The 14,147-nt window shown below is 70.0% G+C and carries 4 protein-coding genes; 1 reads left to right on the top strand and 3 read right to left on the bottom strand.

The window, feature by feature from the left end:
• Nucleotides 1-8: 8 nt before the first annotated feature.
• Nucleotides 9-1,034 carry an SDR family oxidoreductase gene (locus ABZW96_RS18265; RefSeq protein WP_355076004.1) on the top strand — a complete coding sequence of 342 codons (1,026 nt, stop codon included), beginning with the start codon at nucleotides 9-11 and terminating at the stop codon, nucleotides 1,032-1,034.
• Nucleotides 1,035-1,056: 22 nt separating this feature from the next.
• Here ABZW96_RS18265 and ABZW96_RS18260 read toward each other — a convergent pair whose 3' ends face one another.
• From ABZW96_RS18260 to ABZW96_RS18250, 3 genes are all read right to left on the bottom strand, one after another.
• Entirely contained in the window at nucleotides 1,057-2,298 is a 1,242-nt protein-coding gene (locus tag ABZW96_RS18260) for an Nramp family divalent metal transporter (protein WP_355076312.1), read from the bottom strand.
• A gap of 134 nt (nucleotides 2,299-2,432) precedes the next feature.
• Complete coding sequence (locus ABZW96_RS18255) at nucleotides 2,433-3,422, bottom strand: alpha/beta hydrolase family protein (protein ID WP_355076310.1); 990 nt, start codon at nucleotides 3,420-3,422, stop codon at nucleotides 2,433-2,435.
• Nucleotides 3,423-3,660: 238 nt separating this feature from the next.
• Nucleotides 3,661-14,112, bottom strand: a complete 10,452-nt coding sequence (locus ABZW96_RS18250; protein ID WP_355076002.1) for an amino acid adenylation domain-containing protein — start codon at nucleotides 14,110-14,112, stop codon at nucleotides 3,661-3,663.
• Between the last annotated feature and the right edge of the window lie 35 nt (nucleotides 14,113-14,147).

Genomic DNA, 14,147 nt, shown 5'->3' with positions numbered 1-14,147 from the left:
CATCGGCTATGACTTACCTGGTTACCGGGGCAACTGGGTTCATCGGTCGTTTTCTCATCCCTGAGCTCCTGAAACGCGAGGGTGACATTCACGTGCTGGTTCGGCCGGGCGACGCCTCGGCCGACCGGTTCGCCTGCTGCGCGCAGGAATGGGCGGGCGGCGACCGCGTCCGTCCGGTGCGCGGCGATCTGGGCGCCCCGGGGCTCGGCATCGATCCGACCTGGCTGGCCCGGCATCGCGGCGCCATCGAGCACGTCTTCCATCTGGCCGGAGGCTACGACCTGACCGAGCGCGGCGGCGGGACCAGGCACCTGGTCGACGTCGCCGAGGAGCTGGGCGTCGGCTTGCTGCACCACGTCTCGACCGTGGAGGTGGCCGGGTCCACCGAGGGCCTGTTCACCGAGGACATGTTCGATCACGGGCAGGCGCTGGCCACCCCGATGCAGCGAGCGAACTTCGAGGGCGAGCGGATCGTCCGGGAATCGTCGCTGCGCTGGCGGATCTATCGCCCGTCGATCGTGATCGGGCATTCCAGGACCGGCGAGATCGATCGGATCGACGGCCCGTACTACTTCTTCCGCCTACTGCGCATGGGCGCGCAGCTGCCGAGGCTGCTGCCGGTCCTGGTGCCCAAACTGGGCGAGACCAACATGGTCCCGGTGGATTTCGTGGCTCGCGCCCTCGATCACATCGCGCATCGCGCCGGCTCGGACAAGATCACCTATCACCTGGTGGATCCGCGCAGGCAGAGCGCGGTCGACGCGCTGAACCTGTTCGCCGACGAGGCGGGCGCGCCACATCTGGTCGAGGTGATGCCCAAGCGCACGTTGGACATGATGTTGCGGGTCCCCGGCGCGAACTGGCTGCTGCCCCGGGTCGGTGTGCCGCTGGACGTGCTGGAGCACAGTGAATTCGCCTGCTGGTTCGACTGCAGGCACACCAGCGCGGCCCTGGCGGGCACCGACATCAGGGTTCCGCCGTTGGACGCCTACGCACCACGGATCTGGAAGTACTGGATCGAGAACTGGGTCTGATCGGCGCGCCGCGCCGGGCGGGCTACCGCCCGGTGACGGTGAGGTAGATCAGGGCGGCATTGAGCACGGAGATGATCGCCGCGACCGTCCAGGCCAGCGCGGTGGTCACGCGATGGTTGACGTCCGCGCCCATCAGCGTGGGGTCACTCGTGAAGCGCACCAAGGGAATCAGCGCGAACGGGATGCCGAACGACAGCACCACCTGGGAGATGATCAGCGCGCGGGTCGGGTCGATCCCCAGCGCCAGGACCGCGATGGCGGGGATCAACGTGATCAGCCTGCGTGTGATCAGTGGGATTCGCCGGTGCAACAGGCCCTGCATGATCATCGCGCCCGCGTAGGCGCCGACCGACGTCGAGGCCAGGCCGGAGGCGAGCAGGCCGATCGCGAGCAGCAGCGCGGCGGCCGGGCCGAGCACGTCGCCGACGGCCGCGTGCGCGTCCTCGATGGTCTCGACGTTTCGGCCGCGCAGGGTGTTGGCCGCCATGAGCAGCATGGCCAGGTTCACCGTGCCCGCCAAGATCATGGCCAGCCCGACGTCGACCTTGGTGATCCGCAGTAGCCTCGCGCGAAGCGGCCCCGGCGCCGGTTGCCCGTGCCGGTCGCGGGCCAGGCCGGAATGCAAGTAGACCGCGTGCGGCATGACCGTGGCGCCGATCATGGCGGCGGCGAGCAGCACGCTCTCGGTGCCCTGGAAGCGCGGCAGGAGACCGCCCACCGTGCCCCCGGCCGACGGCGGGGCGATGACCACGCTCGCCAGGAATCCGATCGCGATGATCGCGAGCATCCCGGTGATCACCCGCTCGAACGGCTGCTGGCCGCGACGGTCCTGCACCAGCAGCAGAACCATCGACACCGCGCCGGTGATCACGCCGCCGACCAGCAGGGGCAGGCCGAACAGCAGATGGAGCGCGATGGCGCCGCCGACCACCTCGGCCAGGTCGGTGGCGATCGCGACCGTCTCCGCCTGGCCCCAGTAGGCCAGCCGGACCGGACCGCTCGCCTTCGCGCGCACCGCCTCCGGCAGCGACCACCCGGTGACCAGGCCGAGCTTGGCCGAGAGGAACTGGACCAGCCCCGCCATCACGTTGGCCAGCACGATGACCCAGACCAGGAGGTAGCCGAACTGCGCGCCCGCGCTGATGTTGGACGCGACGTTGCCGGGATCGACGTACGCGATGGCCGCGACGAACGCGGGCCCCAGCAGAACGGTCGCGGCACGCGCGCGCCCGGTGACGGACTTGGTCGACTCGACCAACGTAATACCCACGAACTGAATTTTACGGGTTCCCGAACTTTTTTGTGAAGGTTACCCCATAAAGAAGACCGCCTGGTCGCGCGACAGCGGCGACCAGGCGGTCGGAGGAATCTTGCCGGGCGGTCCCGGCTCGATTCGGATCAGATACCGAGCCCCTTCGCGAGCACGGGCCACGACAGCTGGAACTCGTCGCGCCAGTAGCCCCACGAGTGGGTGCCCGAGTCGCGGAAGTTGTAGGTGGCCGGGATGCCCAGCTGGTCCAGCTTGTTCTTCAGGTTGTGCGTGCAGTAGTTGGTGCCCGCCTCGATCACGCCGCCGATGACGATCTGGTTGGCCAGACCGTATGCGCCGGGCAGCGCGTACGGACCGTTGAGCGTGTCGTACTGGCCGGGCAGGCCGTTGCCGGTGGAGATGTAGAGGTCGAGCCCGCGCAGTCCCTCGGCGTTCACGTACGGGTCGTTGGCCACCCAGTCCGGCGAGCCTTCCGGACCCCACATGTTGTCGGTGTTGCCGCCGCCCCAGGTCTCGACGGTCAGCTTGACGAACTCGGAGCCGACCGGGTCACTGGTCTGCGCGCAACCGCTGTAGGCCGCGGCCGCCCTGTACAGGCCCGGCTTGGCGATCGGCAGCGCGAGCACCGTGGTGCCCGAGGTGGACAGGCCCGCGATGGCGTTCACGCCGTTGGTGCCCAGCGCGCCGTCGACCAGCGGGGGCAGCTCCTCGGTGAAGAAGGTCTTCCACTTGTTGCGGCCGAGTACCGGGTCGTCCTTGATCCAGTCGGTGTAGTAGCTCCACTTGCCGCCGATCGGCTGGATCACGTTGACGTTCTTGTCCGACAGGAACTGCAGCGCGTCGGTCTTCGCCTGCCACGAGGCTTCGTCCTCGCCGCCGCCCGCGCCGTTGAGCAGGTACAGCGTCGGACGCGGCACGGAGGCGTCGGCCGGGCGCTGGACGTCGATGATGACCTTCTCGTCCATCGCCGCCGAGTACACGTACAGCCGGATGCTGCGCGCGTCCTTGTACTCGGCCTTGGTGATACGCGAACCGTCCGGGGCGACCGGGTTTCCCAACAGAGTCTTGGAATCGATGATCGGATCAGCTGTCGCGCTGGACGCGCCGAGACCGGTCATCATCCCCGCGAGCACCGCGGTTGCCGCGATGGCGGCCGCGGCCCGCAGGCCACCGCGCCGGCTCTGTCGACGTATCAATTTCGCACCTTCGCTTCGTCTCGAGATTCGCTCTGCATGCCCCACACGCCGGGGTGGATGCCCAGGCATCCCGCCCGACCATACGGCCTATGTAGTCGTCACAACAGTGGACTTCGTTACCGCACCGTTGCCCTATCATGCCGGAACGGTGTCGGCTCGATCATGACCGCCCCATGTTCCGTGTCGCTTCCCACCCCGGGGGATCGAGCAACTCGGACAATCTGGGACCTATCTGCGCGAGCGCTTCCGGCGATGTCATCTGATCGTGCGAGACACCGACGGGATGATCGTCCACCCGGCCGTCGACATAAGGTTGCCAGCCGGCCGCCGCGGTGTCGTGACCGGCCGCGCTGAAGTAGTCCAATCGGCCCCGGAAGACGTCCGGCCGGTGCTCGGCGATCAACTCGGCCGAGCGCACCGCGCTGCGGTAGATCCGGCGCACCCGGTCCGGGGTGAGCACCGCCATGTCCGGCGGGATGGTGGCGTGCAGCGCGGCCAGCGCGTCCTCGCTCAGATCGTGGACGTCGCCCTCGCCGGGCAGCAGGGCGTCCGCGCCGATGCCGAGTTCGGCCAGCGCCTCGCGGATCGCCGCCCGGAAATCCGTGACGTCGATGTCGGGGTGACTGTCGAGCATGGTCAGCAGGCCGATCTCTTCGCCCGCGGCCTGGAGTTCGGTCGCCACCGCGTGCGCCAGCACACCACCGAGCGACCAGCCGAGCAGCCGGTAGGGCCCGTGCGGCTGCACCGCGCGGATCTCGGCCACGTAGCGGTGCGCCATCTCGAACAGCGACTCCGGCAGGTAGCCCTCTTCGGTGAGCGCGGGGGACTGCAGGCCGAAGATCGGCGTGCCTGCGGGCACGTAGCGCGCGAGGCCCGCGTAGCACCAGGACAACCCGTACATCGGATGCAGGCAGAACAGCGGCTCGGCGGCGGCCACGTCGTGCGGCACCATGGTGCGGATCGGCAGCAGCACGCCGAGCGCCGCGTTCGAGTCCTGGTCGTAGTCGTGATCGTCGGCCAGCGCGGCCATGATCCGGGCCGCCAGCGCCGCCGGGGTCGGGTCGGTGAAGAACCACTGCACCCGCACCTCGGCGCCGGTGAGCGTGCGCAGCCTGCTGACCGCCCGCGTGGCGACCAGTGAGGTGCCGCCGAGGCCGAAGAAGTCGTCGTCCATCCCGACCCGATGCGCCGGGCCGGGTTCGAGGACCTCGTCGAACACCTCGAGCACGGTCCGCTCCAGCGGCGTGCCCGGCGCGCGGTACGGACGCGCCACCAACGGCGGCGCTGGCAGCGCCTTGCGGTCGAGTTTGCCGCTGGCGTTGAGCGGAAGCTCGGCGAGCGCGACGACAGCCGAGGGCACCATGTACGACGGCAGCGCGGCGCGGGCGTGCGCCGCCAACGCGGCTTCGTCGAAGGTCGTCCCCGGCGCGCCGACGACGTACGCGACCAGCCGATCGCCGGTGGCGCCACGCACCACCGAGACCGCGGCGTGCCGCACCTGCGGATGACTCGTCAGCACGGCCTCGATCTCACCGAGTTCCACGCGCTGGCCGCGCAGTTTGACCTGGAAATCGCTGCGGCCCAGGTATTCCAGCGCGCCGTCGTGCCAGCGCACGATGTCCCCGGTGCGATAGAGCCGGGTGCCGCCCGCATGGGCGACGAAACGCTCGGCCGTCAGGGACGGGGCCCCGAGATAGCCGCGCGACAATTGCGCACCCGCGACGTACAACTCGCCCGCCGCGCCCGGCGGAACCGGCTGCAACTGGCGGTCGAGTACGTGCACGCGCGTATTGGCCGCCGGGACGCCGATCGGAACCGCCGCCGCGGCGGTGTCGCGCACGCGATGGCCGGTGACCACGGTGGCCTCGGCGGGGCCGTACCAGTTGATCAGCTCGGCGCCCGGCACGGCCGCGGCGAACTTCCTCGCGGTCGCCCCGGACAACGCCTCGCCCGCGGCGAACACCCGGCGCAGCGAGGGGTACGCCACGGTCGGGCCTGCCACCGGATCCGAGAACGCGTCCAGCATCGATGGCACGAAGTGCACCGTGGTCACCGCGTTGTCCACGATGACGCGGGCCAGATAGGCCGGATCGCGATGCCCGTCGGGCGCGGCGATCACGATCGACGCCCCTGACTGCAACGGCCAGAACAACTCCCAGGCGGAGATGTCGAACGTGATCGGCGTCTTGTGCAGCACCACGTCGTCGCCGCCGTGCGGGTAGGCCGACTGCGCCCAGCGGAACTGATGCACCATCTGCCGGTGCGTGATCATCACGCCTTTGGGGCGGCCGGTGGAGCCGGAGGTGTAGATGACGTAGGCGACGGTGTCCGGACGCACCTCCGCCCGCGGCCAAGGACCCTCGTACGGAGGCAGATACAGCGTGTCCACGGCGACCACCGGCACACCGGTCGCGGTGTCGAACGCGTCCGCGGTGGTGGTCAGAACGCAGATCGGGGCGGCGCTGCCGAGGACGTACTCGCTGCGTTCGGCCGGGTGGTCCGGGTCGATCGGGACGTAACCGCCACCGGCGCGCAGCACCGCGTAGATCGCGACGACCAGGTCGATGCCGCGCCGCATGGCCACGGCGACCAGCGTCTCCGGGCCGACGCCCCAGCGCATCAGCTCGACGGCCAAGGACCGGGCGCGCGAGTCGAGTTCGGCATAGGTGAGCGTGGTGTCGCCGAAACGGACCGCTGGCGCGTCCGGCGTGCGCGCCACCTGCGCGTCGAACAGGGAGGTCAACGTCGCGCCGTCGAGTAGTTCCGGCACGTCGGTGGCGTTGTGCGCGGCCAGCTCGGCGCGCTCGGCGTCCAGCAGCACGTCGATATCGCCGACGCGCGCCTGAGGGGTGGTCACGAAGCGGCCGATCAGCGCCGAGAGCCGCTGTGCGAGCGCGAGCGCCGCCGGTTCGTCGATGACGTCGCGCAGGTACTTCACCGAGACGCGCAATTGGTTGTCCAGCACCACCATGACCGTGAACGGGTAATGGGTGCCGTTGACCGCGCCGACGCCGGTGACGTTCATACCGTCGATGGCGCCCGCCCGGTCCAGGCCCTCCCGGTCCACCGGGAACGACTCGAACACGACGAGCGAGTCGAACAGCCCGTCCACGCCGACAGCTTCCTGAATCTCGCTCAGCCCCAGGTAGTGATAGTCCAGCAGGGCGGCCTGCTCGGCCTGTAGCTGCCGCAGCAGCCCGCCCAGCGTGCCGGTCGGGTCGAGCCGCACCCGCACCGGGATCGCGTTGAGGAACAGGCCGACCATCGCCTCGACGCCGTCCAGCTGGGGCGGCCTGCCGGACACGGTGGCGCCGAAGACCACGTCGTCACGGTCGGCGGTGCGACCGATCAGCAGTCCCCAGGCCGCCTGCACCACGGTGTTCACCGTGACGCCCAGCCCCGATGCGAGCCGGGTCAGCGCGGTGGTGTCGGCCGGGGACAGCTCGAACCCGGCTTCGCCTACGCCCGAGGCGATCTCGCGGCCGGGATCGACCGGCGCCAGCGGCGTCGGCTCGGTGACACCGGCCAGCGCGGCGCGCCACGCGGAACGGGCCGCTTCCGCGTCCTGAGCGACCAGCCAGGCCAGATAGTCGCGGTAGGACGGCACCGAGGGCAAGTGCCGGGATTTGCCGCCGAACGCGTACAGGGTGAGCAGATCCTTCATCAACAGCGGCATGGACCAGCCGTCGACGAGGATGTGGTGACTGGTCACCAGCAGGTGGTAGCGGGCCGCGGCGGAGCGGATCAGCGCGAACCGCAGCAGCGGCGCGGTCCGCATGTCGAAGTGGTCGGCCAGATCCGCCGCCTTGATCCGCTCCAGTTCGGTTCGGGCCGCGTCGGGTTCCAGCTGACCCAGATCGATCAGCCGCCACGGCACCTCCAGCGAATCCTGCACGATCTGTACGGGCTTGCCCTCGCTGTCGTCGGCGAAGGCGACGCGCAGGTTGTCGTGCCGGTCCAGCACCGCTTGCGCGGCCGCGCGCATCCGGCGGGCGTCCACCGCGCCGCTGAGATCGAGCACGAACTGGGTGGTGTAGACGTCCACCGAGTGCTCCGCGAGCAGGGCGTGGAACAACATGCCCGATTGCAGCGGGGTGAGCGGCCAGGCGTCGGACAGGTCGGGGTAGGCGCGGGCGAAGCGGTCGATATCGGGCTGCTTGAGCCGCACCAGCGGGAAATCGGAGGGGGTGTAGCCGCCCGCGTCCGGGCGCAGTCCGTGCTCGGCGAGGCCGCCGAGCGCGCGGATCCAGTGCTCCGCGAACGTTTTCGCGTCCTCACCGCGGAACGCGGCGGCGGCGAAGTCGAACCGGGCGAGCAGGCCGTCGTCGGTGGCGTCGACGGTCAGTACGAGCAGCAGGTCGTCGGACGGGATGTCGGTGTGCACCCGCGCCGGACGCAGATCCCGGTAGCGCAGCGCGAACCGGCCACGCCCGAGGCCACGCAGCTCGGCGGCGGTCTCGGCGTTGAGATGGCGCAACAGGCCGTAGCCGACACCGCGCGAGGGCACCGACCGGCGCAACTCCTTGATCTGCGCGATCGCGGTGCCCGCCGCCGGTCCGCCGATCAGGGCCTCGTCGATGTCGATCCGGCTCAACCGCAACGGCAGCGGATATTCGGTGACGAAGCCGCCCACCGTGCTCGCCCCGTCGGCGTCGGTGGCCGCGCGACCGTCGGCGGACAGCCGGACGACCGTACCGATGGCGCGTGTGACGGTCTCTCCCGCGGCGGTCTGCAGTGCCAGCGCCAGCGCGGTGAGCAGGATGTCCTCCACCCCGGCGTGGTAGGCCTCGGCGGCCGCGGCGACGGCCGCCGCACCCTCCGCGGTGATGGTGAGCGATACCCGGCTGCGTGCGTGCAGATCCCGTCCCTCGGTTCCCGCGCCCTCCGGGACGGAGCCGAGCGCTAGTCGCCACCAATCCATTTCGGCAACGGTGACCGGATCGTGCGCCTTGGCCGAGAGGGCGCGGATGAGCACGCCGAGGCCGGTTTCGGCGCTCGCGGGCGCGGCGTGGCGCGCCCGCTCCCACCGTGCGGTGAGCTGGTCGACGACCGCCCGCCAGGAGACGTCGTCGATGACGAGGCTGCTGGCCACGACGATCAGCGTGGAGCGAGCCTCGGGGCCGCCGGTGAGCACGAAGTAGATGTTGCGGCCCTGTTCGGGGTCGAGGGCGGCGGCGACCGCCTGCACCACGTCGTCGATGGGCAGCGAAGTCTCGCCGCGCTGCGGGTCCAGCCTGCGGAACGCCTCGCCGGTGCGTTCGGCGGCGGCGGGAATGCGCAGCACCGGCGTGCCGTCCTCGCCGTAGCGCAGTTGTACCCACAACATCGGGTGCTGCTCGAGCACGGCGGCGACCGCGCCGTGCACCGTCTCCACGGAGCAGGTCTCGGGGATGTCGAGCGCGATGGCCCGCACTTCGATGCCTTCGTCCAGCATCCGCGCGGCGTCCGGCGTCAGCGGTAGTTCGCCCGCCTCGTCACCGGGGCCGCCGCCCTCCACCGCGGCGGCGCGGGCCAGCGCGGCGACGGTCCGGCATTCGAAGACGTCCCGCGGCGCGAAGGTCACACCTCGTGCGCGCGAGCGGGAGACCACCTGGATGGACACGATGCTGTCGCCGCCGAGGGCGAAGAAGTCGTCATCGATCCCGACCCGTTCGAGACCGAGCACCTCGCCCATCACCTCGGCGATCACCAGTTCGGCGGGGGTTCGCGGCGCGCGGTAGGCGCGGAGGTCCAGCTCGGGCGCGGGCAGCGCCTTGCGGTCCAGCTTGCCCGCGGGGGTCAGCGGAATCGCGTCGAGCACGACGATCGCCGCCGGAACCATGTACTGCGGCAGTGTGCGTCCGATCCGTTCGGTCAGCACGGACGGGTCGGCCGTCGCCCCCTCGGCGGGTAGCACGTACGAGACCAGCGTGGTGGCGCCCGAACCGGTTTCGCGGCCGAGTGTCACGGCGAAGTCGACTTCGGGCTGGGCCGTGAGCGCCGCGTCGATCTCGCCGAGTTCGATGCGGAAGCCACGCACCTTGACCTGGAAGTCGTTGCGGCCCAGGTACTCCAGGACCGGCGCACCGCCGGATCGGCGCCAGCGCACCAGGTCGCCGGTGCGGTAGAGACGCTCGCCGGGCACGCCGTACGGGTCAGCCACGAAGCGAGCGGCGGTCAGTGCCGAGCGCGCGTGGTAGCCGCGCGCGAGCTGGATACCGCCCAGATACAATTCGCCCGCGACCCCTTCTGGCACCGGGCGCAGCCTGCTGTCGAGCACCAGCGACCGCATCCCGCGGATCGGTCCGCCGATCGTGACCGGCTCGCCGGGCCGGAGCGGGTCGCTGATGTTGGTCATGATGGTGGTTTCGGTCGGCCCGTAACCATTGTGGAAATCGCGTTCGGGCACGGTCGTCCACTTGGCCGCCAGATCGGCGGGCACCGCTTCGCCGCCCGCCACGACGGCCCGTACCCCCGGCAACGCGTCCGGATCGAGCGAGGCGAGCACCGACGGCGTGAGGAAGGCGTGCGTGACGCCTCCGGCGCGCATCAGTTCGACCAGTTCCGCGCCACCGAGGGTCGACGGCGGCGCTACCACGAGCCCGCCCGCGGAACCAAGGGCGAGCAACAGCTCCAGCACCGAGGCGTCGAACGAAGGCGACGCGAACGCCAGGGCGCGGGTGGAACTGTCGAGCCGATAGCGCTCCACCTGTTCGGTGCTGAAATTCGCCAGACCTTCGTGGGTCACCACGACACCCTTCGGCACGCCGGTGGAGCCGGATGTGTAGATCACATACGCGGCGTTGCTCGCGCGCAGCGGTCCACGCAGCTCGTCGGGACGCAATGGCTTATCCGAGCGCGCTGCGACGTCGAGGGTGAAGTCCTGCTCGTCCAAGGCGAGCCAGCCGCCGGGCAGGGGCAGGTTGTCCAGTTCGGCGGTGAGCGTCAGGCCGAGCGCTACGCCGGAGTCCGCGACCATGCGCGCGACGCGGTCGGCGGGATAGGTCGGGTCGATCGGAACGAACGCCGCGCCGGTCTTGGTCACCGCCCACAGTGCCAGCACGGATTCCACCGAACGACGGATCGCGACGGCGACCGGCACGTCCGGTCCCGCGCCGCGGTCGATCAGCGCCCGCGCCAATTGCGCCGAAGCCGCGTCGAGTTCGGCGTAACTGAAGGTGCGGTCGTCCGCGACCACGGCGATTCCGGCCGGATTCCCGGCGACGGCCGCGGCCAGCAAATCCGGCAGCGTGCGCGGCGGCACGGCTGGTGCGCCGGTACGGGTGATCAGCTCCGCGCGCTCGGAGTCGTCCAAGATCTCCAGATCGCCGACGGCGGTGTCCGGGCGCTGGGCGACCGCGGCCAGGATGCGACGGAACCTGCGGCCGAACTCGACCACGGTCGGTTCGTCGAACAGGTCACGGGCATAGGTGAATTCGGCGGCCAGACCGGCTTCCGCACCGGATTCGGCGCGCTGCTCGCGCACGGTCAGCAGCAGGTCGAACTTGGCGGTGTCGGCGGCCGGGTCGAGCGCGGTGAAGCTCAGGCCGGGTAGCTCGAAGCCGGTCGCGGGCAGGTTCTCGAACGACAGCGCCACCTGGAACAGCGGATGGCGACCGGCCGAGCGCTCGGGGGCGAGCACTTCGACCAGCCGCTCGAACGGGATGTCGGCGTTGGCGAAGGCGCGCAGGTCCGTTTCCCGCGTGCGGGCCAGCAGTTCGGTGAAGCAGAGACCGGGCGTGACCCGGCTGCGCAGCACCAGCGTGTTGACGAACATGCCGATCAGGTCGTCCAGTTCGGCTTCGCCGCGGCCCGCGACGGGCGTGCCGATGGCGATGTCCTCGGTGCCGGACAGACGAGCCGATAGCACCGCGAACGCGGCGTGCACCACCATGAACAGCGTGGCGTTGTGCCGCCGCGCGAGGTCGGCCAGCGCGGCGTGCACGTCGGCCTCGACGACGAAATCGGTTCTGCCGCCCGCGAAGGACTGGGCGGGCGGGCGCGGCCGGTCCGCGGGCAGGTTCAGCTCGTCGGGCAGGTCGGCGAGTTCGGTGGTCCAGTAATCCAATTGCTCGCCCGCCAGCGACCCGGGGTCGTCGTCGGGGCCGAGCGCGTCGCGCTGCCAGAGCGCGTAGTCGGCGTACTGGATGGGCAGCGGGGCCCAGGACGGCTCCTGGCCGCCGGTGCGCGCCACGTAGGCCAGCATCAGGTCCCTGGTCAGCGGGCCCATCGACCAGCCGTCGGCGCTGATGTGGTGGGTGACGAAGACCAGCACGTATTCGGTGCCCGCGAGCTGGAACAGCTTCGCGCGCAACGGCGCCTCGACCGTCACGTCGAAGCCCGCGGCGACGACCCGCCGCACCTCGCCGGCGACGTGCTCGTCGCCGATCTGCACGGGAGCCAGATCCACCGGGACCTCGTGCGGAGCGAGGACCCGCTGTACCGGGCCGTCCGGCGTCTGCGGGTAGATCGTGCGCAGGATCTCGTGGCGGGCGACGAGGTCGGCGACGGCAAGCCGCAACGCGGCCACGTCCAGGTCGCCGGACAAGCGGATAGCGGCCGGGATGTTGTAGACCGACGCCGAGGTGTCGAACTGGTTGAGGAACCACATGCGCTGTTGCGCGAACGACAGCGGGATGCGGTCCGGACGCGGTCCCGCGACGAGGGGGATGCGTTTGCGTTCACCGGAGCCCCGCTCGACCTTGATCGCGAGTGCGGCGACGGTCGCTGCCTCGAAGATCGCGCGGACCGGCACACGCGTGTCCAGTGCCGCGCCGATACGCGCCGCCACCTGCGTCGCCAACAGCGAATTACCACCCAAAGCGAAGAAATCATCATCCGCACCGACACGCTCCACCCCGAGCACCTCAGCGAACACCGACGCCACGATCTCCTCGATCGGCGTCGACAGCGCCCGAAACGCCTGAACCTCGAACTCCGGCTCCGGCAACGCCTTACGATCCAACTTGCCGTTGACGTTCAACGGCAAAGCATCCAACACCACAAACACCGACGGCACCATGTACGACGGCAACCCAGCGGTGAGTTCCGACTTCACCCGCGCCACATCCACACCCGTGGTGGTGTCGCTCGCCACCAGGTAAGCCACCAAACGGTCACCAGTCTTGGGGTCGGACTTGGCGATCACCGCTGTCTGCGCGATTTCCGGCAGCGCGAGCAGCGCGGCTTCGATCTCACCGAGCTCGATACGGAAGCCACGGATCTTGACCTGGAAGTCCGTACGTCCCCGGTACTCGAGCTCACCCGCGCTGGTCCACGCCACCAAATCACCCGTGCGATACATCCGCGCACCCGGCTCGAACGGATTCGCCACAAACCGGTCAGCCGTCAGATCCACGCGACCGAAGTAACCACGCGCCAACTGCGCACCAGCCAAATACAACTCACCCGACACACCCACCGGAACCGGACGCAAACGCCCATCCAGCACAAACACCCGGCTGTTCCACACCGGCCCGCCGATCGACACCGACACCTCATCAGCGAGCGTCACCCGGTGGCTGGTGATCGACACCGCCGCCTCGGTCGGACCATAGAGGTTGAACAATTCGGTACGCGGATAGTCGCGTAGGAACCGCTGCGCCACCGAACCGGGTAGGGACTCACCGATCGCCAGCACCCGCCGTGGCGACCAGTCGTCCGCCGCGGGCCGGTGTGCCGACAGCGCCTCCAGCATCGACGGCACCGCGTGCAGGGTGGTGACCGATTCCCGCGCCATCAGGTCGTGCAGATACGCGGGGTCCCGATGACCATCCGGCGCGGCGATCACCAGCCGGCCACCGCGGACCGCGGCCGACCAGAACTCCCACACCGACAAGTCGAACGTGGCCGCCGTCTTCAGCAGCACCGAGTCGTCCTGCGTCAGCTCGAACTCGGCTGCCTTCCAGAGCAACTGGTTCACGACCGCCGCGTGTGGCACCGCGACGCCCTTCGGGCGTCCGGTCGAACCCGACGTGAAGATGACGTAGGCCGTGTTCTCCGGTCGTAGGGGCACGACCCGCTCGGAGTCGGTGAGCGGCACGCTCGCGACCGCGGTCAGTTCCAGATCTTCGAGCCGCACCACCGGCGCGACATCGGTATCGAAGTCCGACTCCGCGTTGCTCAGCACACACACCGGGGCGGAGACGGAGAGGATGTAGTCGGTCCGGTCCGCGGCTTGGTCGGGGTCGACCGGTACATACGCCCCACCGGCCTCGGCCACCGCGTACATCGCCACGACCAGATCCACCGATCGGCGGAACGCGAGCGCGACCCGGGTTTCGGGGCCGACGCCCACCGAGATCAGGTAACGGGCCAGGCGGTTCACCCGGGCGGCCAGTTCGGCGTAGCTCAGCTCGACGCGTTCGCCGCCAGATAGGTCCGCGACCAGCGCGACGGCTCCCGGCGCCGCCGCGACGGTCCGGCGCAGTAGCGATGCCAAGGTGGCGGGCTCCACCGGATGGGTGGTGTCGTTCCACGCGGTGAGCACGTCGGCGCGCTCGGTGGCTGCGAGTAGGTCGATATCCCCGACCGGGACGGTGGGATCGGCGACCACGGCGGCGAGGATGCGCGAGAGCCGATCAGCGAACCCTTCGACCGTCGCCCGATCGAAAAGATCAGTCGCATACGTCAAGAACCCACCGATACCCCCAGCCGCACCCGACTCCG

Source organism: Nocardia sp. NPDC004168, assembly GCF_040610355.1.
Lineage (GTDB): Bacteria > Actinomycetota > Actinomycetes > Mycobacteriales > Mycobacteriaceae > Nocardia > Nocardia sichangensis.
This window is presented reverse-complemented; position numbering and strand designations above follow the sequence as displayed.